Origin of the sequence: Streptomyces sp. NPDC029674, assembly GCF_044903205.1 — a bacterium.
Lineage (GTDB): Bacteria > Actinomycetota > Actinomycetes > Streptomycetales > Streptomycetaceae > Streptomyces.
Map to the genome: position 1 here is coordinate 96,741 of NZ_JBJDPY010000012.1, position 20,359 is coordinate 117,099.

The 20,359-nt window shown below is 69.5% G+C and carries 22 protein-coding genes; 13 read left to right on the top strand and 9 right to left on the bottom strand.

Annotation, left to right across the window (positions count from 1 at the left end; all coding sequences use genetic code 11):
• Positions 1-88 precede the first annotated feature (88 nt).
• Entirely contained in the window at positions 89-1,426 is a 1,338-nt protein-coding gene (locus ACI2L3_RS27030) for an MATE family efflux transporter (RefSeq protein WP_404754979.1), read from the bottom strand.
• A 460-nt stretch (positions 1,427-1,886) separates the two neighbouring features.
• Here ACI2L3_RS27030 and dnaB point away from each other — a divergent pair, with 460 nt between their 5' ends.
• The 3 genes from dnaB (at position 1,887) to ACI2L3_RS27045 (ending at position 4,971) form a co-directional block, all read left to right on the top strand.
• Positions 1,887-3,362: a replicative DNA helicase gene (gene dnaB / locus ACI2L3_RS27035; RefSeq protein WP_030780096.1), complete on the top strand. Its 1,476-nt coding sequence runs from the start codon at positions 1,887-1,889 to the stop codon at positions 3,360-3,362.
• A 107-nt stretch (positions 3,363-3,469) separates the two neighbouring features.
• Positions 3,470-4,081 carry a TetR/AcrR family transcriptional regulator gene (locus tag ACI2L3_RS27040; protein WP_404754980.1) on the top strand — a complete coding sequence of 204 codons (612 nt, stop codon included), beginning with the start codon at positions 3,470-3,472 and terminating at the stop codon, positions 4,079-4,081.
• Positions 4,078-4,971 (top strand): alpha/beta fold hydrolase, encoded by an 894-nt coding sequence (locus tag ACI2L3_RS27045; protein ID WP_404754981.1) that lies wholly within the window; start codon positions 4,078-4,080, stop codon positions 4,969-4,971. The genes ACI2L3_RS27040 and ACI2L3_RS27045 overlap by 4 nt, the downstream gene beginning before the upstream one ends.
• Positions 4,972-5,008: 37 nt before the next feature.
• On the opposite strand, the gene ACI2L3_RS27050 is transcribed toward ACI2L3_RS27045, so the two are convergent.
• On the bottom strand, positions 5,009-5,734 hold the full coding sequence (locus tag ACI2L3_RS27050; protein ID WP_404754982.1) for a dienelactone hydrolase family protein: 726 nt from the start codon (positions 5,732-5,734) through the stop codon (positions 5,009-5,011).
• Positions 5,735-5,982: 248 nt separating this feature from the next.
• Here ACI2L3_RS27050 and ACI2L3_RS27055 point away from each other — a divergent pair, with 248 nt between their 5' ends.
• Together ACI2L3_RS27055 and ACI2L3_RS27060 are read left to right on the top strand one after the other, a co-directional pair.
• Positions 5,983-6,447, top strand: coding sequence for a carboxymuconolactone decarboxylase family protein (locus ACI2L3_RS27055; protein WP_404754983.1), 465 nt, complete (start codon positions 5,983-5,985; stop codon positions 6,445-6,447).
• An 83-nt stretch (positions 6,448-6,530) separates the two neighbouring features.
• Positions 6,531-7,907, top strand: a complete 1,377-nt coding sequence (locus tag ACI2L3_RS27060; protein WP_404754984.1) for a serine hydrolase domain-containing protein — start codon at positions 6,531-6,533, stop codon at positions 7,905-7,907.
• Positions 7,908-8,010: 103 nt separating this feature from the next.
• Here ACI2L3_RS27060 and ACI2L3_RS27065 read toward each other — a convergent pair whose 3' ends face one another.
• The gene (locus ACI2L3_RS27065) at positions 8,011-8,463 is read right to left on the bottom strand and encodes a GNAT family N-acetyltransferase (RefSeq protein WP_404754985.1); all 453 of its coding nucleotides are present in this window, start codon (positions 8,461-8,463) and stop codon (positions 8,011-8,013) included.
• Positions 8,464-8,544: 81 nt separating this feature from the next.
• On the bottom strand, positions 8,545-9,003 hold the full coding sequence (locus ACI2L3_RS27070; RefSeq protein WP_404754986.1) for a MarR family winged helix-turn-helix transcriptional regulator: 459 nt from the start codon (positions 9,001-9,003) through the stop codon (positions 8,545-8,547).
• Positions 9,004-9,142: 139 nt separating this feature from the next.
• Here ACI2L3_RS27070 and ACI2L3_RS27075 point away from each other — a divergent pair, with 139 nt between their 5' ends.
• Together ACI2L3_RS27075 and ACI2L3_RS27080 are read left to right on the top strand one after the other, a co-directional pair.
• A complete protein-coding gene (locus ACI2L3_RS27075; RefSeq protein ID WP_404754987.1) occupies positions 9,143-10,351 on the top strand; it encodes an MFS transporter in 1,209 nt (402 codons plus the stop codon).
• 79 nt (positions 10,352-10,430) lie between these two features.
• Complete coding sequence (locus tag ACI2L3_RS27080; RefSeq protein WP_404754988.1) at positions 10,431-10,880, top strand: heme-binding protein; 450 nt, start codon at positions 10,431-10,433, stop codon at positions 10,878-10,880.
• Between the two features lie 98 nt (positions 10,881-10,978).
• On the opposite strand, the gene ACI2L3_RS27085 is transcribed toward ACI2L3_RS27080, so the two are convergent.
• Entirely contained in the window at positions 10,979-11,848 is an 870-nt protein-coding gene (locus ACI2L3_RS27085; RefSeq protein WP_404754989.1) for a GNAT family N-acetyltransferase, read from the bottom strand.
• Positions 11,849-12,108: 260 nt separating this feature from the next.
• On the opposite strand from ACI2L3_RS27085, the gene ACI2L3_RS27090 reads away from it, so the two are divergent.
• On the top strand, positions 12,109-12,741 hold the full coding sequence (locus ACI2L3_RS27090) for an HAD family hydrolase (protein ID WP_404754990.1): 633 nt from the start codon (positions 12,109-12,111) through the stop codon (positions 12,739-12,741).
• A 402-nt stretch (positions 12,742-13,143) separates the two neighbouring features.
• Positions 13,144-14,520 carry a globin domain-containing protein gene (locus ACI2L3_RS27095; RefSeq protein ID WP_404754991.1) on the top strand — a complete coding sequence of 459 codons (1,377 nt, stop codon included), beginning with the start codon at positions 13,144-13,146 and terminating at the stop codon, positions 14,518-14,520.
• Positions 14,521-14,555: 35 nt separating this feature from the next.
• Here ACI2L3_RS27095 and ACI2L3_RS27100 read toward each other — a convergent pair whose 3' ends face one another.
• The 4 genes from ACI2L3_RS27100 to ACI2L3_RS27115 form a co-directional block, all read right to left on the bottom strand.
• Positions 14,556-15,038 (bottom strand): NUDIX domain-containing protein, encoded by a 483-nt coding sequence (locus ACI2L3_RS27100; RefSeq protein ID WP_404754992.1) that lies wholly within the window; start codon positions 15,036-15,038, stop codon positions 14,556-14,558.
• A gap of 58 nt (positions 15,039-15,096) precedes the next feature.
• The gene (locus ACI2L3_RS27105) at positions 15,097-16,002 is read right to left on the bottom strand and encodes a LysR family transcriptional regulator (protein ID WP_404754993.1); all 906 of its coding nucleotides are present in this window, start codon (positions 16,000-16,002) and stop codon (positions 15,097-15,099) included.
• Between the two features lie 216 nt (positions 16,003-16,218).
• Entirely contained in the window at positions 16,219-17,418 is a 1,200-nt protein-coding gene (locus ACI2L3_RS27110) for a cystathionine gamma-lyase (protein WP_404754994.1), read from the bottom strand.
• Positions 17,419-17,485: 67 nt separating this feature from the next.
• Positions 17,486-17,866, bottom strand: coding sequence for a phage holin family protein (locus ACI2L3_RS27115; protein WP_404754995.1), 381 nt, complete (start codon positions 17,864-17,866; stop codon positions 17,486-17,488).
• 65 nt (positions 17,867-17,931) lie between these two features.
• Between ACI2L3_RS27115 and ACI2L3_RS27120 the strand changes: the two genes are divergently transcribed.
• From ACI2L3_RS27120 to ACI2L3_RS27135, 4 genes are all read left to right on the top strand, one after another.
• Positions 17,932-18,249, top strand: a complete 318-nt coding sequence (locus tag ACI2L3_RS27120) for a cupin domain-containing protein (RefSeq protein ID WP_362338708.1) — start codon at positions 17,932-17,934, stop codon at positions 18,247-18,249.
• A gap of 215 nt (positions 18,250-18,464) precedes the next feature.
• Positions 18,465-18,686, top strand: a complete 222-nt coding sequence (locus ACI2L3_RS27125) for a DUF5326 family protein (protein ID WP_404754996.1) — start codon at positions 18,465-18,467, stop codon at positions 18,684-18,686.
• Between the two features lie 312 nt (positions 18,687-18,998).
• The gene (locus ACI2L3_RS27130) at positions 18,999-19,712 is read left to right on the top strand and encodes an IclR family transcriptional regulator (RefSeq protein WP_404755149.1); all 714 of its coding nucleotides are present in this window, start codon (positions 18,999-19,001) and stop codon (positions 19,710-19,712) included.
• A gap of 103 nt (positions 19,713-19,815) precedes the next feature.
• On the top strand, positions 19,816-20,253 hold the full coding sequence (locus tag ACI2L3_RS27135) for an SsgA family sporulation/cell division regulator (protein ID WP_404754997.1): 438 nt from the start codon (positions 19,816-19,818) through the stop codon (positions 20,251-20,253).
• Positions 20,254-20,359 lie beyond the last annotated feature (106 nt).

Consider the following 20,359-nt stretch of genomic DNA (forward strand, 5'->3'; position numbering starts at 1 on the left):
TCGGGGTGCGGCCCAACGTGCTTCGCGGGGCGGTGGCGGTGCTGTTTCACGTGAAACAGGGTCCAGCGGGTCAGGGGCGGGGCAGGGCTCAGCGCGTGGCGCCGGTGACGAGCCAGCGGCCGGAGCGGGAGCGCAGCCACAGCGTCGCCATGCGCACCGCCATCATCAGGGTCATCGCCCCCCACAGCGCGGTCAGTCCGCCGCCGAAGGTGGGCACGAGCAGGGCGACAGGTGTGAAGATCGCCAGCGTGACGATCATCGCCCAGGCGAGGTACGGTCCGTCGCCCGCGCCCATCAGGACGCCGTCGAGGACGAAGACGATGCCGCAGACCGGCTGGGCGAGGGCGACCACGATGAGTGCGGGCAGTGCCGCGTCCTGGACGGTGGCGTCGCCGGTGAAGAGCGGGATGAACAACGGCCGTGCGAGGACGACCAGCAGGCCGAGCACGACGCCCGAGGCGATGCCCCACTGCACCATCCGACGGCAGACGGCGCGTGCGCCGTCCGTGTCGCCGGCGCCCAGATAGCGTCCGATGATCGCCTGGCCGGCGATGGCGATGGCGTCGAGCGCGAAGGCCAGCAAACTCCACAGGGACAGCACGATCTGGTGGGCGGCGATGTCGGAGTCGCCGAGACGGGCCGCCACGGCGGTCGCGATCATCAGGATGGCCCGCAGTGAGAGCGTGCGGACCAGGAGCGGCACACCGGCTTGTGCGCAGGCCCGGATCCCGGCGGCGTCGGGCCGCAGCGAGGCTCCGTGCCGCTTGGCGCCGCGGACGACGACGAAGAGGTACACGGCGGCCATGCCGCACTGGGCGATGACGGTTCCCCAGGCGGAGCCGGCGATGCCGAGGTCGGCGCCGTAGACCAGGCCGACGTTGAGGACGGCGTTGGCGACGAAGCCGCCGATCGCGACGTACAGCGGGGTTCTGGTGTCCTGCAGGCCGCGCAGCACGCCGGTGGCTGCGAGCACGACGAGCATGGCCGGGATGCCGAACGACGAGATTCGCAGATAGGTGATGGCGTACGGGGCCGCGGTGTCCGATGCGCCGAAGAGGTCGACGAGGGCAGGCGCGGTCGGCAGGACGACGGCGATGACGGCGGCGCCGAGGAGCAGGGCGAGCCAGATGCCGTCCATGCCCTGCCGGATGGCGGCCTGGAGATCTCCCGCGCCGACCCTGCGGGCGACGGCGCCCGTAGTGGCGTAGGCGAGGAAGACGAAGATGCTCACCGCGGTGGTGAGGAGCGCAGAGGCGACGCCGAGACCGGCGAGCTGGGCAGTGCCGAGGTGGCCGACGATGGCGCTGTCGGCGAGCACGAAGAGGGGCTCGGCGACGAGTGCGCCGAAGGCGGGGACGGCGAGCGCGATGATCTCTCGGTCGTGCCGTCGCCGAACGGCCTTGGGTGCCGCGGGAGCCTGTGTCATGGACACCAATGTAATCTTCCACAGGTAAGAGATGCAATGTTACTGAGACCCTTACCTGAGCCGTCGCTCGACGCGCTGTCGGACGTGTTTTGCAACGATCTTGGTCCGACTGGGAAAGTTTTTCTTCTGCACAGCCGGTGGACGGGAAATGCGCAGGTCAGAAGTGGTTTCTCGAACTGGCTGAGGGCTTGTTCACAGGGCTGTCCACCGGGCCGTGCACAGGTTTGGCTGAGTTCTCCACAGCATCGGGCCCGTCATCCACACCGCCTGTGGATAACCAGATTGGCTGACGGTGCCCACAGGCCTACCGTGGTCCGGCGCCCGCCTCGTCGTACGACCTCGGAAACCCCGTAAAACCGACGCGTCAGAACCGGAGTTGGGCCCCCTTATTTGTCAGTGTCGTGCCTTAGGAAAGAGGGGCACGGCTAGGTCCGCGCGGCGGACGGGAGGAGGTGGCCCGGTGAGTATCTCCGAGCCTTTGGACGACCCCTGGGCCGACAGCGGTCCCAGTGACCGTCTGCCCGTCTCCCGCCAGCGCCGCGACGGAGGCCGGGGCCGCGACGAGCAGCACGAGCGCGGCCGCGAGGGCGGCTGGGACGGCGGAGGTTCGTCGTTCGAGCGCGTCCCCCCGCAGGATCTCGACGCGGAGCAGTCGGTGCTCGGCGGCATGCTGCTCTCCAAGGACGCCATCGCCGATGTCGTCGAGGTCCTCAAGGGCCACGACTTCTACCGGCCCGCGCACGAGACGATCTACGCCTCGATCCTCGACCTCTACGCGAAGGGTGAGCCGGCCGACCCGATCACCGTGGCGGCCGAGCTCACCAAGCGCGGAGAGATCACCAAGGTCGGCGGCGCCTCGTATCTGCACACGCTGGTCCAGACGGTCCCGACGGCGGCGAACGCCGAGTACTACGCGGAGATCGTCCACGAGCGCGCGGTGCTGCGCCGCCTCGTCGAGGCCGGTACGCGCATCACCCAGATGGGGTACGCGGCGGACGGCGACGTCGACGAGATCGTCAACAGCGCCCAGGCCGAGATCTACGCGGTCACCGAGCAGCGCACCACCGAGGACTATCTGCCGCTCGGCGACATCATGGAGGGCGCGCTCGACGAGATCGAGGCGATCGGCTCGCGCTCGGGGGAGATGACCGGTGTGCCGACCGGCTTCACCGACCTCGACCAGCTCACCAACGGCCTGCACCCGGGCCAGATGATCATCATCGCGGCCCGTCCCGCCATGGGTAAGTCGACGCTGGCCCTCGACTTCGCGCGGGCCTGTTCGATCAAGCACAACATGCCGAGTGTGATCTTCTCGCTCGAAATGGGGCGCAACGAGATCGCGATGCGTCTGCTGTCCGCCGAGGCCCGTGTCGCCCTGCACCACATGCGTTCCGGCACCATGACGGACGAGGACTGGACGCGCCTCGCCCGGCGTATGCCCGACGTCTCGGCCGCCCCGCTCTACATCGACGACTCCCCGAACCTGTCGATGATGGAGATCCGCGCCAAGTGCCGCCGCCTCAAGCAGCGCAACGACCTGAAGCTCGTCGTCATCGACTACCTGCAGCTGATGCAGTCCGGCGGTTCCAAGCGGGCCGAGAGCCGCCAGCAGGAAGTCTCGGACATGTCGCGAAACCTGAAGCTCCTCGCCAAGGAGCTGGAGCTGCCGGTGATCGCGCTCTCGCAGCTGAACCGTGGCCCCGAGCAGCGTACGGACAAGAAGCCCATGGTCTCCGACCTGCGTGAATCGGGCTCGATCGAGCAGGACGCGGACATGGTGATCCTGCTGCACCGCGAAGACGCGTACGAGAAGGAGTCACCTCGCGCGGGCGAGGCGGACATCATCGTCGGCAAGCACCGTAACGGCCCGACGGCGACGATCACGGTCGCCTTCCAGGGTCACTACTCGCGTTTCGTGGACATGGCGCAGACCTGATCCGGTCCTTCGGCCTCGTAGGTTCTTAGATCCGCCCCGCTTCCGTGCGCCTAGCTTTCCTAGGGGGCCTAGGGTAGAACTAGAGGCCCTAGGAATCGGGAGGGTGCATGGTGCGGGCCGGGCTGACGGCGGAGCGGGTGACGATCGCGGGGGCCGAGCTGGCGGACGAGGTCGGGCTCGAACGCGTGACGATGTCGCAGGTGGCGCGGCGGTTGGGTGTGAAGGACGCGAGCCTCTACACGCACGTCCGCAGCCTGGAGGACCTGCGCGGTCGGATCGCGTTGCTGGCAGCGGACGAGAAGACCATCCGTATCGCGGAGGCGACCGCCGGGCGGGCCGGCCGCGAGGCGCTGGTGGCGTTCGCCGACGCCTGGCGGGAGTACGCCCGTCGATATCCGGGCCGGTACATGGCGACGCAGACCTCGATCCAGATCGACCCCGAGCTGGCCGCGAAGGCGCCCGGGCCGCGGCGCGCGGTCGAGCTGACCTACGGCATGCTGCGCGGCTACGGATTGGCCGAGCCCGACCTGACGGATGCGGTCCGGTTGTTGCGCAGCACGTTCCACGGGTTCGTCGCCCTGGAGGCGGCGGGCGGGTTCGCTCACGAGCGTTCGCCGCAGCAGACCTGGGTCCGCGCGCTCGACGCCCTGCACGCCCTTTTGGAGCACTGGCCCGAATCCGCGTCCACGTCCGCGTCCCGAGAAGGAGACCCTTCATGACCGCCCCGAGCACCGGCAGCCTGCGCGTGAACGGCGCGACGCTGCACTACGAAGTGCGCGGCCAGGGTCCGCTCCTGCTGCTGATACCCGGCGGGACGGGCGGCGCCGCCTCCTTCGACGGCATCGCCGACGAACTGGCCACGGAGTACACCGTCGTGACCTACGACCCGCGTGGCATGTCCCGAAGCGTGCTGGATGACCCCGAGGCCGAGCAGAGCGTGGCTGAGCACGCCGATGACGCGTTCCGGTTGCTGAAACTGCTGTCGCCTGCTGGGTCTCCTGAGCGTGCTCGAGTGCTCGGCGTCAGTTCCGGTGCGATCGCGGCCCTGCACCTGCTGACGGCCCACCCCGAACGCGTCGAGCTGGTCGTGGCACACGAGCCGCCGATCGTGGAGGTTCTGCCGGACGCCCCCGAACACCGTGCTCTCGTCGCGCGCGTGCAGGAGACGTTCCGTACCCAGGGGCTCATGCCGGCGATGGCTGTCTTCGCTGCGGGGCTGAAGAAGGACGGCGACGCGACCGAGCCGAAGTCAGCCGGGGTGAAGGAGGCTGAGCCGGGGGCGGCTGAGGTGGAGGTGGCTGAAGTGGAGCTTCCGCCGCAGGCAGCGGCGCGGGCCGAGCAGACGATGGCCAACTTGCCGTACTTCGTGGGACGCATCGTGCCGAGCTTCATGTCCTACGCCCCGGACATGAACCGTCTGGAGGCGGTGTCGGACCGCCTCGTGCTTGCCTGCGGTCAGGACTCCCGGGGTGAGCTGCCCTACCGCCCAGCCGCGTTGCTGGCCGAGCGTCTCGGGACGGAACTGCGGCACTTTCCAGGTGGGCACACCGGCCTCACCACGCACCCCGCCGAGTTCGCCGAGCACCTGCGGAAGGCGCTCCGCCCCTAGGCCTGAAGCCGCTCGCCCCGGTCAGTACGCTCCTGACTCACCCCGTCACGGGCAGACACTCGGCGAGCAGGCCGACGATGTCGTGCCAGGCCCGTTGTGCGTGCTTCGGGTGGTGGCCGATGCCGGGGAGCACGGTCTGGTCGACCGGAGGGTGGTGGAAGGCGTGCAGGGCCCCGCCGTAGACCACGAGGCGCCAGTCGACTCCCGCGGCCTGCATCTCGGCGGCGAACGCGTCCCGTTGCGCGGCGGGCATGATCGGGTCTTCCGAGCCCACTCCGGCCCACACGGGACAACGGATGTTCGCCGCCTCGCCCGGCCGGCCCGTGGTCAGTGCGTTGACCGTGCCGATCGCCCGCAGGTCCACGCCGTCGCGCCCGAGTTCCAGCGCGATCGCGCCTCCGGTGCCGTAGCCGACAGCGGCGATCCGGCCGGGGTCGGTCCGCGGTTCGGCGCGCAGCACATCGAGGGCCGCGTGGCCGATGTCCCGCATCCGCTCGGGGGCGGCGAGCAGGGGGGTCGTATGCGCCAGCATCTCCTGTGGGTCGGTGAACCAGCGTCCGCCGTTGATGTCGAAGGCGAGCGCCACGTAGCCCAGTTCGGCGAGGGCGTCGGCCCGGCGGCGCTGGAAGTCGTTCAGGCCCGGGCCCTCGGGCCCGATCAGGACCGCGGGCCGGCGGCCGGAACCGGCGGGTAGGGCGAGGTGCCCGATCATCGTCAGGCCGTCGGCCGGGTATTCGACCGTGCGTGTGGTGACCGTCGTCATGAGACCGGACTGTAGTGATCACCGGATCCGGTCGGGCAGAAATCTTCTGTCGGCAGAGCGGTGTGAGTGTGGGGCCGTGGGTGGGGCAGCACCTGCCTGGCGGGACGGACGCCGGGCTGGGCGGCCGCGCCGCTCACAGTCCCGCGCCGCTCACACTTCCGCGTCGCGATTCGTCGGAGCAGTGACGGACCACAGCGACGCCACTGCGGCAGACAGCGGCGCCGGGCAGACGCTTGAGGAGAAAACTCATGCAGGCTCGTATGCAGAACCCCGCCGTGATCATCCCCGAGGCCATGACGGCCCTGCTGATCCTGTCGAAGGTTGCCAGGAAGCAAGGTCTGCCCCAGGCGACGATCGAGCTGGTGCAGCTGCGCGTGAGCCAGATCAACGGAAGCAGCGTCTGCGTGGCCGGGAACGCGCGCAGTGCCGCCGCTGCGGGTGCCACCGAGGAGCAGCGTTCGGCGGTGGCCGTCTGGCGCGACACGTCCTGCTTCAGCGAGGCCGAACGCTCCGCCCTCGCCCTCGCGGAGGCCGCCACCCGGCTCGCCGACCGGCCCGATCCGGTGCCGGACGCGGTCTGGGAGGAGGCCGCGAAGTACTTCACCGAACAGGAGCTGGCGGCGCTCGTCCTCGCCATCGGCGTGGCCAACATGCTCAATCGGATCAACGTCACGACGCGGCGGGCCACCGGATCACAGCCGTGGGAGGCATGACGGGCCGGCGCCAAGCCTTGAATCCGGCTCGGCCGCCGTCGAATTCGCTCGACGCACGGGCGTCTCCCGGGTGAACTGGTCCCATGACGACACCCCATGAAGAGCTGCTTCCCTCCACCCGCCGAGCCCTGCTGCACCGCGTCGCCACCGCTCAGGCGGAGGGCCGGACCCCGTCGCTGGCCGCCGCGGTGGCCCGGGACGGCGTGTTGGTGTGGAGTGGCGGCCGCAGCATGGTGGACGGGCACGAGCCGGACGAGAACGTCCAGTACCGCATCGGTTCGATCACCAAGACCTTCACCGCCGTCCTGGTCATGCGGTTGCGTGACGAGGGTGTGCTGGACCTCGGCGATCCGCTGGAGAAGCACTTGCCGGGGACCGGCGCGGGGGAGGCCACGATCGCCGAACTCCTCTCGCACACCGGCGGGCTGGCGGCCGAGACGCCCGGTGAGTGGTGGGAGCGCACCCCCGGATCGACGCGTCCCGAGCTCGCCGACGTCCTGGGGGACGACCCGTTCAAGCACCCTGTCGGCCGACGCTTCCACTACTCCAACCCCGGCTATACGTTGCTGGGTTCGCTGGTGGAGACGTTGCGGGGCGCCCCGTGGGAGGAAGTGCTCCACCGCGAGGTTCTGGAGCCGCTGGGGCTGAGTCGCACGAGCGCTCAGCCGCAGGACCCGCACGCCGGTGGTTGGGCCGTGCATCCCTGGGCGGACGTAATGATGCCGGAGCCCGTCGAGGACCTGGGGCTGATGGCTCCGGCCGGTCAGCTGTGGTCCACGACGGCGGATCTGGTTCGCTTTGGAGCCTTTCTGGTGCGGGGCGACGACCGGGTTCTCAGCGCGGATTCCGTACGGGAGATGCGGACGCCGGCGGCTCCGTTGCCGACGGGTGAATGGGACAGGGCGTACGGCCTGGGGGTGGATCTGCTGCGGTGGGAGCGGGGGAGCCTGGCCGGGCACGGGGGGTCGCTGCCCGGCTTCCTCGCCGCCCTGTGGGTGAGCGAGGCGGACGGTATCGCCGCGGTCGCGCTCGCCAACTGCACGTCTGGTCCGCCGGTGGCGGCGCTGGCCGTGGACCTGGTGAAGATCGTCTCCGAGGCCGAGCCGCGCATCCCGGAGCCGTGGCGGCCTCTCCCCGAAGTCGATGAGCAGGTACTGGAGCTGGCCGGCCCTTGGTACTGGGGGACTCAGGTGCTCGTGCTTCGCCTGACGGCTGACGGCGGGGTGGAGCTGGGACCGCTGTCCGGTTGGGGGCGCCAGGCGCGGTTCCGTCCCAACGGTGACGGCACGTGGACGGGGCTCAACGGGTACTACGCCGGGGAGCTGTTGCGGGCGGTGCGGCGGCCGGACGGTTCGGTGAGCCACCTCGACCTGGGCTCGTTCGTCCTGACCCGCGAGCCGTACGACGAGGGGGCGCCGGTGCCGGGCGGGGTGGACCCGCAGGGGTGGCGCGGCTTCTAATCCTGGTGAGGCCGCAGGGTGTGTTTCATGCAGTTCCGAGCGATGCGGGGCATGTTTCACGTGAAACATGCCCTCGCGCGCGTGAAACCGACGAAGAACGGCCTCAGAGCTGCAGCTTGAAGCCCACGTGCGACGCCGAGAAGCCGAGCCGCTCGTAGAAACGGTGGGCGTCGGTGCGCGTGGCGTCGGAGGTCAGCTGCACCAACTGGCAGCCCTGGCGCCGTGATTCCTCGACGGCCCACTCGATGAACCGCGTGCCGAGCCCGCTGCCGCGCTCGTCGGCGTGGACGCGTACCCCCTCGATGATCGAGCGGGTGGAACCCTTGCGGGAGAGCCCCGGAATGATCGTCAGCTGGAGTGTGCCGACGACACGCCCTTCGCGCTCGGCGACGACCAGGTGCTGGTTCGGGTCGCTGACCAGCCGCTCGAACGCCGTGATGTACGGACTGAGGTCGTCCGGCGACTCGCGCGTGGCGCCCAGGGGGTCATCGGCGAGCATGTCCACGATCGCGGGCAGGTCCGCGGTGACAGCCGGGCGTATTTCAAGATCTCCCATGGCCGCAGCCTATGCGGCGGCCATGGCCGAGAGCCGTCCACGGACCAGATCCGGACACAGGCACCAGCCCAGGCCCTGACCTCATGCCGGTACGCGCAGTGTCTCGACGGCCTTGACCAACGGGGCCAGCTCGGGGTTTCGCGCGGCCTCGTCGAGCGCCTCCCGCAGGGCGGCGTCGTTCGTGGGTCGCGCCTCGGCGAGCAGCGCGGCGCCGGCCTCGCTGACGTCCGTGTAGATGCCGCGGCGGTCGGTGGGGCACAGGTAGCGGGACAGCAGGCCACGCTCCTCGAGCCGGGTCACCAGGCGCGTGGTCGCGCTCTGGCTGAGCACCACGGCGTCGGCGACCTGCTTCATCTGCAGATGGCCGCCTTCGCCGTCGTGCTGGCGGTTGAGGACGTCGAGAAGGCTGTACTCCCGCACGCTCAGGCCGTGCTTGCCCTGGAGGGCGCGCTCGACGTGGGCCTCGATCTTCCCGTGGAGCAAGGAGAGGGCGCACCAGCTTTGGGCGAGCGCGGTGAGTGCGGGGTCTGTCGCTGTCATGGCTCTTGTTCCTCCGTCCCGGAGCGGCAGCATCCAGGGTAGTCCACCGCTGCAATATCCAGCGCTTGCAAGTAGCCCGCGTCTGCAATTATTGTGGACGCACGTTAAGCGCACCTGCAATCGCTTGGAAGGTAGATCCATGCCTCTCGCGCTTCTGGCCCTCGCGATCGGGGCTTTCGGAATCGGAACCACCGAGTTCGTGATCATGGGGCTGCTTCCCGAGGTCGCGGGTGACTTCGGTGTCTCCATTCCCACCGCCGGCTTCCTCGTGACCGGCTACGCCCTCGGTGTCGTGCTCGGCGCTCCTCTGATGACCGCCCTCGGCACCCGCATCCCCCGCAAGCGGATGCTGATGCTGCTGATGGGCCTCTTCGTCGTCGGCAACCTGCTCTCCGCCGTCGCCCCGGTCTTCGGCGTGATGCTGGCCGGCCGCGTCGTCGCCTCACTCGCCCACGGTGCCTTCTTCGGCATCGGCTCGGTCGTCGCGGCCGAGTTGGTCGCCCCCGAGAAGAAGGCCGGGGCGATCGCGATGATGTTCTCGGGCCTCACGGTGGCCAACGTGGTCGGTGTCCCGCTCGGCACGCTCGTCGGCCAGGCCATCGGCTGGCGCGTCACCTTCGTGATCGTCGCCGCCCTCGGGGTCATCGGCCTCTTCGGCATCGCCAGGCTCGTCCCGGACCTGCCCAAGCCTGAAGGGGTGCGGCTGCGCGACGAGTTGGGCGCCTTCCGCAACGTACAGGTGCTGCTCGCCATGGCGATGACGGTCCTGGGCTTCGGCGGTGTCTTCGCGGCCATCACCTACATCACGCCGATGATGACGGACGTCGCCGGCTACGCGGACTCCTCCGTCACCTGGCTGCTCGTCCTCTTCGGGCTCGGCATGGTCGGCGGCAACCTCGTCGGGGGACGGTTCGCGGACCGCGCGCTGATGCCGATGCTGTACGTGGCGCTGGGCGCCCTCGCCCTCGTGCTCGCCCTGTTCACCCTCACCGCGCACAACAAGATCGCGGCCGCCGTCACCATCCTGCTGATCGGCGCCCTGGGCTTCGCGACCGTGCCGCCCCTGCAGAAGCGGGTCCTGGACTACGCCTCGGGTGCCCCGACCCTGGCCTCCGCGGTCAACATCGGCGCCTTCAACCTGGGCAACGCCCTCTCCGCCTGGCTCGGTGGCCTCGTCATCTCCGCAGGCCTCGGCTACACCGCCCCGAACTGGGTCGGCGCGGTACTCGCCGCTTCCGCCCTCGTCCTGGCCCTGGTCTCGGCCGCCCTGGAGCGCCGCTCCGGAGGCCCGAGCCCGGTCGTGGCGGCCGCGGCACCGGCCGAGCGGCGCACGCCCGTCCACCACTGACTGACCCCCCTCCACGGCCCGACTCGCTCGGCACCCCGGGCAGCCCTACCCCTGGCACCACCCGCAAGGAGAAACCCCCATGAGCACCACCGCCAGCACCACCGCCGGCCTCAGCACCACCGCTGTCGCCCCGCTGACCATCGAGGACGCCGAGGCGCTCGTGACCACGGCCCGCCGCGCGGCCGAGGAGGCCGGTGTCACCGTCAGCGTCACCGTCCTCGACGCAGGAGGCCACCTCCTGGCCTTCCGGCGTGACGACCGGGCCGTGCTGATCTCCGGCGAGACCAGCACCCGCAAGGCGTACACCGCCCTCCAGCTGGACACCCCGACCGCCGACCTCGTCGACGCGGTCCAGCCCGGTGGCCTCTTCCACACCCTGCCCACCGCCCTCGACCGTCCGCTGCTCTTCATCGCGGGCGGGGTGCCGGTCCACCGCGACGGCCGTCTAGTCGGTGCCATCGGCGTCGGCGGTGGCGCCCCGCAGCAGGACCACGGCTTCGCCACGGCAGCCGTCGAAGCGCTCGCGTAACGCGTGGACGGAAAGGCCCGCCCCAGGGGAACCGGGGCGGGCCTTTCCGTGCCGCGGAGTGCGCGACGGCTGAACAGCCCGCCGCGACTGTCGACGGATCAGCCCGCCGCGACCGTCAGCGGTGCGAAGCGGCGGGTCCAGTCGCCGGGCAGTTCCGCTGTCCCGTACGCCATCACGGCGTTGAAGGCGACGGACTCGAGGCCGTGCTCCTTCACCCACGCCAGGAGCTCCGTGTGCCGTACGTCGATGTCGGTGCGCAGGGGACGGTCGGTGCCGGCGCCGAGCGAGGCGATGAGTGCCTTCGCGGTGTCGGTGTCGCGCGCGACGAGCGGACCGACGACGTGGGTCTCCATGTTGGGCCAGGCGCCCGCGTAGCCGACGATCTCGCCGTCGGCCTCCGCGACCCGCAGCTGGTCGGTGAAGGCGGGAAGCCGGGTGATCACATGCATGCGGTCATGGCCGAAGACCTCGGTGTCGAGCCGGAGGATGGCGCTGAGGTCCTCCGCGGTGGCCGACCTGGTGGCGATGCCGGGCAGGGGCCCGGCTGCGGTGAAGTGGCCCCTGACCATCTCCGCCCTGCCGATCACCTTGAACCCGAGCTGCTCGTAGAGAGGGCGGCCCGTAGGTGTCGCGTGGAGGGTCAGCGGCGTGGTGGCTGCCTCTTCGATGGCGTACTGCATCAGTCGGCGGCCGATACCCCGTCGGGCGTACCGCTCGGCGACGAGGACCATGCCGATCGCCGCGAGGGCGGGGCGCTGGAAAGGGCCGTACTGGGTCACTACGTAGGCGCCGATGAGGCTGTTGCCGTCGGGGTCGTCGATGCCGTAGCCCGTTCCGGCCGACAACAGCAGGCCCCACTTGTGTTCTTCACGGGGCCAGCCCCGGTCCTCGGACAGATCGGCGCAGGCCTTGAGGTCGCGGGGGGTCAGTCGGCGGATGGGCAGTGCGGAGAGGGAAGGTGTCGACACGCGGGCCAGGCTGTCTGACGTACATCCTCGGCGTCCAGCCGTTTGTGGGGAGAAGCACGTTGCTTTTGGCCACCTTGCATCTGGCCATGGCGGGTAGGCCCTCGGAGACAGCAGCAGAAGGACGGCGAGGTTTCACGTGAAACATGGTGCCGAGGACAGCGTCGAGCAACGGCTGGAGCGACGGCTGAGCCAATGGCTGGAGCACCGGGTCGAGGAGCTCCCGAGGGCGGAAGCAGCCGTGGGGACTAGCCTCGGCCGACATGGCACGCCTACACCTCTTCGACCTGGACGGCACGCTGCTGCACGGCACGGCGGCCCCCGTGGAGATATCCCGACAGCTCGGTTTGGACGCCGAGATCGCCGCACTGGAGCGGGACTTCGTGGCCGGACACATCGACTCGCCGGAGTACGCGGTGCGCGTGCACGCCCTGTGGGCGGAGCTCACGGAGGCGCAGGTGTCGGCGGCCTTCGATGGAGCGCCCTGGCTCTCCGGTATTCAGGAGACCTGGGCCGAGATCAGGGAGGGCGGTGACTACTGCGCGGTGGTCTCCCTCTCGCCGTCGTTCTTCGTGGAGCGGCTCATCGGGTGGGGTGCGCATGCCGCGCACGGGTCGCGATTCCCGGCTGTGCCGTTCACCCAGCCTGTCGATCCGACGGGCATTCTCAACGCGGCGGCCAAGGTGAAGATCGCGGACCGGCTCTGTGAAGAGTTCGGGGTCGGCCGGAGCGATTGCGTCGCGTACGGTGACTCGCTTTCCGACCTGGAGTTGTTCGGCGCGGTGCCCGTTTCCGTGGCGATCAATGCGGATCAACGGCTGGTGAGCCTCGCCACCCACTCCTATGTCGGGCGGGATCTGCGTAAGGCGTACGAATTGGTCCGGCACGGCCGGTAATTGAGGCAATTGGCAGGCAGGGACGCGGAATTGAGAGTGAAGGGAAGAAGGACTTGTGCGTTCGGCCGCTGCCGGTATGGTCGATCAAGGTTCGTGCCAGGTGCGTCTCTTCGCGCTCTGGGGGTACGCGCGCAGGTCAATGAAGCTTAACGGGGCAAAGAGATCCAGAACCCGTACTTCCTGTTATGCGGCCGGCGTTGTGACGGGGAATGGGACGCTGCGATGAGACGGCTGCGGCCAATGTCACATTCTCTCCCTACTTGTCCGTAGGGTCCGGGGGCCCGGGGTTCAATGTGGCCGTATCGGCCATTGAGGAGTCATCGAGGAAGAGCGGGGAAAGCAGGCAGCTTCCGGCAGGGAAGTGCGCAGACCGACCGAGAGATGTTCGAGGCGAGGCACAGCATGGACGCTCCGACCACCGCGTCGGCGGATGACGGTACTTCCGACGGCGGGGGCGGCTGGTTCACCCCGCGCAGGCCGTCGAACCGGCCGGAGGACGAGGCCGGGCAGCAGCCTTCCGGTTCCTCCGCGTCACCCGTCACAGAGCCGTCGGACGAGCGAATATCCGGAGCTTCAGAGGCCTCTGTGGTCTCTCCGGCCCCGGCGTCGGCCCCTCAAGCCCAGAACACGTCGCCCCCGATCTCCACCCCGCAGGCGAAGCCGCCGCAGACGGCGTCGCCCGATGCCGTCCTCGTGCAGCGCACGATGGCCGAAATAGGCCCTGTCGCCGACAAGGTCACCTCGTACTTCTACGCGCTGCTCTTCACCCGGCACCCCGACCTCCGCGCGCTCTTCCCCGCGGCGATGGACACCCAGCGGGACCGGATCCTCAAGGCACTGCTGACCGCGGCCGAGCACATCGATCACACCGACGTACTCGTCTCGTATCTGAAGAACCTCGGACGCGGCCACCGCAAGTACGGCACCCGGCCCGAGCACTACCCGGCGGTCGGCGAGTGCCTGATCGCCGCGCTGAGCCGGTACGCGAGCGCGACCTGGGACGAGGAGACCGAGGCCGCCTGGGTCCGTACGTACACGACGATCTCCCAGGTCATGATCGACGCGGCCGCGGAGGACGAACTGCGCGCCCCCGCCTGGTGGTTCGGCGAGGTCGTCGCGCACGACCTCAGGACCCCGGACATCGCGGTGGTCACCGTCCGGCCCGACCAGCCGTACCCCTTCCTCGCCGGGCAGTACACCAGCCTGGAGACCCCTTGGTGGCCGCGGATCTGGCGGCATTACTCCTTCGCTTCGGCCCCACGCTCCGACGGACTGCTGTCCTTCCACGTCAAGGCCGTCCCGGCCGGCTGGGTGTCCAACGCGCTCGTGCACCACGCCCGCCCCGGTGACGTCCTGCGGCTCGGCCCACCGGCCGGCTCGATGACCGTCGACCACACCACCGACAGCGGGCTGCTCTGTCTGGGCGGCGGCACGGGCATCGCGCCCATCAAGGCGCTCGTCGAGGACGTCGCCGAGCACGGCAGGCGACGCCCCGTCGAGGTCTTCTACGGCGCTCGGACCGACCACGATCTGTACGACATCGACACGATGCTGCGGCTGCAACAGTCCCACCCCTGGCTCGCTGTCCGCCCGGTCGTCGACCAGCGGGCGCAACTGCCGGAGGCCGTGCGCGAGTACGGCCCGTGGAACGAGTACGACGCGTATCTCTCGGGCCCGCCCGGCATGATCCGCAACGGAGTGGACGCCCTGCGGGACATCGGCATTCCGGAGGGCAGGATCCGCCACGACTCAGTCGAGGAGCTCGTGGCCTCGGACTAGGCGGGCCCTAGTCGGGCGTCAGCCCAAGCCGGGCGTCAGCCCAGGTCGGGGGCGTGCATCGCGCGCACGCCCTCGATGTTGCCGTCCAGATAGTGCCGGAGCGACAGCGGTACGAGATGGACCGAGGCGATGCCGACCCGGGTGAAGGGGACGTGCACGATCTCGTACTCGCCGCACGGCTCCTCGATCTCGGGGCCGTGCCGCAGGCTGGTGTCCATGGATTCCAGGCGGCAGACGAAGAAGTGCTGCACCTTTACGCCGGCCACGCCGCCGTCCTCGGGGATGTGCTCCACGGTGTCGACGAAGCAGGGCACGACATCGGTGATCTTGGCGCCGAGTTCCTCATGAACCTCACGGTGGAGCGCGTCGACGACGGAGGCGTCCTCCGCCTCCACGCCGCCACCCGGGGTGAGCCAGTACGGATCGACACCGGGTTTGGTGCGCTTGATCAGGATCAGGTCGTCGCCGTCCAGCAGGACGGCGCGTGCGGTGCGCTTGACCACGGGTCGGACGGTCATGGGGGGAATGTGGCCCGGACTGTTCCACGTGAAACATCGCGAACCAGCCGCGCCCCCATCAGGCCCAGTCGGCGGCAGCGCGCAGCAACCACTCATGCGCCCGCGCGATGTGCGGCATGGCGAGTGTTCCCGTGCGCGCCGCCAGAAAATACGTCCTCAGAGGGGGTACCGCCGGGTCGAGGAGCGCCACGACGGCGCCGCGTTCCAGGGCCGCGGCGCACAGGTAGCGGGGCAGCACGGCGAGGCCCGCGCCTGAGATCACGCAGGCCAGGACGGCGCGCAGGTCCGGCACGATGACGGTGCCCGATGCCGCGGGGCGGGCGTCGAAGACAGCGGTCCAGTAACGAGAGACGAACGGCAGCGACTCATGGACCTCGACCACCGGAAGGTTGTCGAGCGGCAACGGCGGCCGGCGACGCGATCCGCCGGGCCCGATGCGGTCCGCCCAGCGCTCCCCCGCGACCAGGACGTGCTCCTCGTCGCAGAGCGGTGTCGCGGTGAGCAGCGAGCCACGTGGGCGGGCCGTGGTGATGGCCAGGTCGTGGTGACCGGCGGCGAGCCCTTCCAGCACCTCCTCGGCGTTGCCGAACGAGGCGCGCAGGGCATGCCTCTGGCTGTCCCGGCCGCTCAGGGCGGTGAGCGCGGGCAGTGCGCGTTCCGCGGTGAACTCCGGTGGGCCCGCGAGGTGCAGGGTCCGTAACGATGACTCCTCGTTCAGTCCGGCCTCGGCGATCTCCACGAGGGCGTCGAGATGTGGCGCGGCCTTGTGGGCGAGCTCGTCACCGATGGTCGTGGGGGTCACGCCGCGGGCCTGGCGCAGGAAGAGCGGCCGGCCCAGCTGCCGCTCCAGCGTGCGGATCTGGGAGGTGACCGCGGGCTGGGAGAGACCGAGCAGCGCTGCCGCACGTGTGAAGGACCCGGCCCGGTGCACCGTCACAAAGGTGCGCAGCAGGGCTAAGTCCACGGCGCGTTCCTCCCCTTCGTACCCCCAGGGCCCGCCAACTATAAATATGTCGATAGGACTCTGTCGCTACTGTGATTGGACACTGACACAGAGTCAACTAGCCTTGTTGGCGCGGTTCCTCGCGCGCGGAACCGGAACGGTCCGAGCCACGAGGGGGGAGGCTCGGACCGTTCGTTGTGCGTAGCCGGGGTGCGGCGGCGGTCGGGTGGGGCGGGGTCAGCCCGCCGAACCGGCCGACTCGTCCAGCGCGCGCAGCACGTCCGCCACGAGGTCGTCAGGGTCCTCGGCGCCCGCGGAGAAGCGGATGAAGCCCTCCGGAACGGCGTCCCCGCCCCACCGCCCGCGGCGCTCGGCCGTGGACCGCACACCGCCGAAGCTCGTCGCGTCGTCGACCAGGCGCAGCGCTTCGAGGAAACGCTCGGCACGCGCGCGCGTGGGCAGCGTGAAGGAGACCACGCACCCGAAGCGCCGCATCTGCCGTGAGGCGATCTTGTACGAGGGGTCGTCGGGCAGCCCGGGGTAGCGCAGCCCCGACACCTCGGTGCGGCCCCGCAGCGCCTCGGCGACGGCCAGGGCGTTCGCGTTCTGCCGGTCGGCGCGCAGCTGCAGCGTGGCCAGCGAGCGGTGCGCGAGCCAGGCCTCCATCGGCCCCGGGATCGCCCCGACGATCTTGCGCCAACGCCGTACGGAAGCAGTCAGCTCCGTGTCGCGGCAGGCCACGTACCCCAGGAGGATGTCGCCGTGACCTGTGAGCATCTTGGTGCCGCTGGCCACCGCGAAGTCGGCGCCGAGTTCGAGGGGGCGCTGACCGAGCGGTGTCGCGAGGGTGTTGTCGACCGCCACCAGCACGCCGCGCGCGTGGGCCGCGTCCGCGAGCCGCCGTACGTCGCAGACGTCGAGCCCGGGGTTGGACGGCGTTTCGATCCACAGCAGCTTGGCGCCGTCCAGGACGTCGAGCTGGGCGTCGCCACCGGTCGGGGCGGTACGCACCTCGATGCCGTACGCCGTGAGCTGCTCGCGGACGAGCGGAAGGACCTGATAGCCGTCATCCGGCAGGACGACCGCGTCACCGGCACGCAGCTGCGAGAACAGCACCGCCGAGATCGCGGCCATACCGGAGGCGAAGACCAGCGTTTCGACGTCCGCACCGGCGTCGGGCGCCTCGAGCTCGCCGATCGCGCGCTCCAGGTGCGTCCAGGTGGGGTTCTCGTCACGCCCGTAGGCGTAACCACCCGTGGGGTCGCCCGGCAGGTGGAAGTGCGCGGCGAACACCGGACCCGGCAGCGTGGGCTCGTGCTTCACCGGCTCGGGCAGCCCGACCCGGACCGCCCGCGTGCCGTCGCCGACGCCCGTCGCGGCACCACGGGCGCCCTCCGAGCCGTCGCCTATGGATCCCGCAGACCCTGATTCCGTCATGCCGCCCGCCTTTCCACTGCTACGCGTACAGCGGCGAGCAGGCCTTCGCTCGCCGCCCCCACCATTCTCAGTCCTTGTCGTCGGGGAGCACGACGTTCATGGCCCAGGACACGATCGAGATGATCAGGCCGCCGAGGACGGCGGTCCAGAAGCCGTCGACGTGGAAACTGACGTCGAACTTGTCGGCCAGCCACGAGGTGAGCAGCAGCATCAGCGCGTTCACCACGAGGGTGATCAGGCCGAGGGTCAGGATGAACAGCGGGAAGGTCAGGACCTTCACCACCGGCTTGACCAGGAAGTTCACCAGCCCGAAGAGCAGGGCGACGACGATGAGCGTGCCCACCTTCTTGCCCGTGCTGTCGCCGGTCAGGGTGATCTTGTCGAGCACCCACACGGCGACGGCCAACGCCGCGGCATTGGCGATCGTCTTGACTACGAAATTCTTCATGTGTCTGATCGTGGCAGACATGGGTCGGGAACGGTCGGCTCACAAGCGAGGGGTGTACGAGGGCGATGAAGGCATTCCGACTGGACGAGCTGGAGGCGGAGCGCGCCGCCAACGACGGCGCCTACCTGCAGTTCCTGCGCGAGCGGAACATGTCGGTCGGGTTGTACGCGCTCAACGCCGGGGAGGCCGACCCGCAGCAGCCGCACGGGCAGGACGAGGTCTACATGGTGGTCAGCGGCCGGGCCTCGATCACCGTCGGCATGGAGACCACGCAGGTGGCGCGGGGCAGCGTCGTCTATGTGCCGGCCGGTGTCGCCCACAAGTTCCACCACATCAGCGAGGACCTGCGCGTACTCGTCGTCTTCTCTCCCCCGGAGGCCTGATCTCCCGCTCTCCCTCCCGAGGCTGACCTGTTCAGGGCTGCGACCTCGGGGTTCCCTCAGGGTCGGATCAGGGGAGGGCAAGGGCTCCGAGGCCCCCGCGGAGCCGTTCGGCGTCCTAGCATCGAATGCGAGAAGCCAGGAACCTGCGGAGATTCAGGACCCGCGCCGATGCGAAGAGCGCAGAAGCGCGGACAGAGCGGAGAGAGGTAAGAACGATGGCAGCGAAGGAGATCTTTGCGGGAATGCCGTGGTGGGTGAAGTGGGTGGCCGTGCCGGTCATCGCACTCGTCGTCTTCGGCGGCGTGATAGCGACCGTCGTCGGATTCGTGGTCACCCTGCTCTTCAAGGCGCTGCTATTCGTAGCGCTGGTCGGCGGACTCATCTACGTCGTACGGAAGTTCATATCCGGCTCCTCTTCGTCGCGAACCGACTGGTGACTTTTGGCACCGGTTCCCCCGGCAGGGGGAAGTTTCCCGGTGGGGCGGCATAGGGCGATGGCCGAGGATTAGAGTCCGGAATCCGAAGCGGGGATCGATCTCCGCGCACGGGCGCACGCGCACCGCCCCTCCCTCGGTACTCCGTTACTCCGAGCACGGGCGGACCCCCCACGTGCTTAGGGAGTGACCTTGGCCGCGGTAGACCGCATCACCTCACCGGTTGGCGACGCGACCTCAACAGACGCGGCAGACCCCGCAGAACCGGCCTCCGGAGTCGTCGGGCCGACCCTCATCGGCTCCGTGCAGCGGGCGATGCGACTGCTGGAAGCCGCCGCATCGCACCAGAACGGCGCGCCCGCCAAGCAGTTGGCGCGAGAGGCGGGCCTCGCGCTCCCCACCGCGTACCACCTGCTGCGCACCCTGACTCATGAGGGATACCTGCGCCGAGAGAAGGGACTGTTCGTACTGGGCGAGGCCGCCGAGCGGCTGGGCAGCAGCGGAGCACAGCAGAGCCGGCGCGGGAAAATCGACGAGTCCCTGGCGCATTGGCGCGACACCATCGGCGTCCCGGTGTACTTCGCCGTCTACCGGGAGGGCGAGATCGAAGTCCTGGCCGTCGCGGACACTCCGGGCAACCCCGCTGTGGAGGAGTGGGCGGACTTCCGGGAGACGGGACACGCCCACGCGATCGGCCAATGCCTCCTCGGCCAACTCGACGAAGAGGCACGCCAGGACCACCTCGACCGCTACCCGGTGCAATCGATCACGCGTTACTCGGTACGGGACGACCGCGCCTTCAAACGGCGGCTCGACTCGATGGAGCGGATGCGGCCGGTCGTGGAGCGTCAGGAGTACGCACTGGGGACGGTCTGCGCGGCAATTCCGATTACAGCGGGTGACACCGCTGCGACCATGGCCATTTCCGTTCCCGCCAACCAGGCGGATCGGTTGCTGCCCGCAGCCCAGAAGTTGCAACGGGAGGTTGGAAAGCTACTAGGGACACTCGCCTTCTCTATCAGCATCTGAAAACTCACTCCTTGTGATCCGCTGTGCACGTTGAGCAAGATGCCAGTGGTGCCATGGAGTTGGTCCCTGGCCAGGTGATGGAGAAGCGACGGGGTAGGCCGCGATGGGCGAGACGGTGCAGGCAGAGGTCATGATGAGCTTCCTCGTTTCCGAGGAGCTGTCGTTCCGCATCCCGGTGGAGCTGCGCTACGAGATCGGTGATCCCTATGCCGTGCGGCTGACGTTCCATCTGCCGGGGGACACGCCGGTGACCTGGGCCTTCGGGCGTGAGTTGCTGATCGACGGGGTGGGCAGGCCCTGCGGGGACGGGGACGTGCGCGTCGAGCCCACCGGTCCCGACCTGCTCGACGAGGCCCTGATCAGGCTTCAGGTCGGCGGAGACCGAGCGCTCTTCCGGGTGGGCATTCCACCGCTGCTCGCCTTCCTCGACCGTACGGACAAGTTGGTGCCGCTCGGGCAGGAGCGGGCTCTCGCCGACTTCGAGGCGCATCTTGACGAGGCGCTCGACCGGATCCTCGGGGAGGAGCAGAACGCGGGCTGAGCCAGCGCGGTCAACGGGCCGAAGCGGGCGGCACTTTGGTGCATTTCATGGCAGTCAGGGGGGCGCCCCGGGCCGTCCCGTTCACCCCCGTCGGCACCGCTGCCGG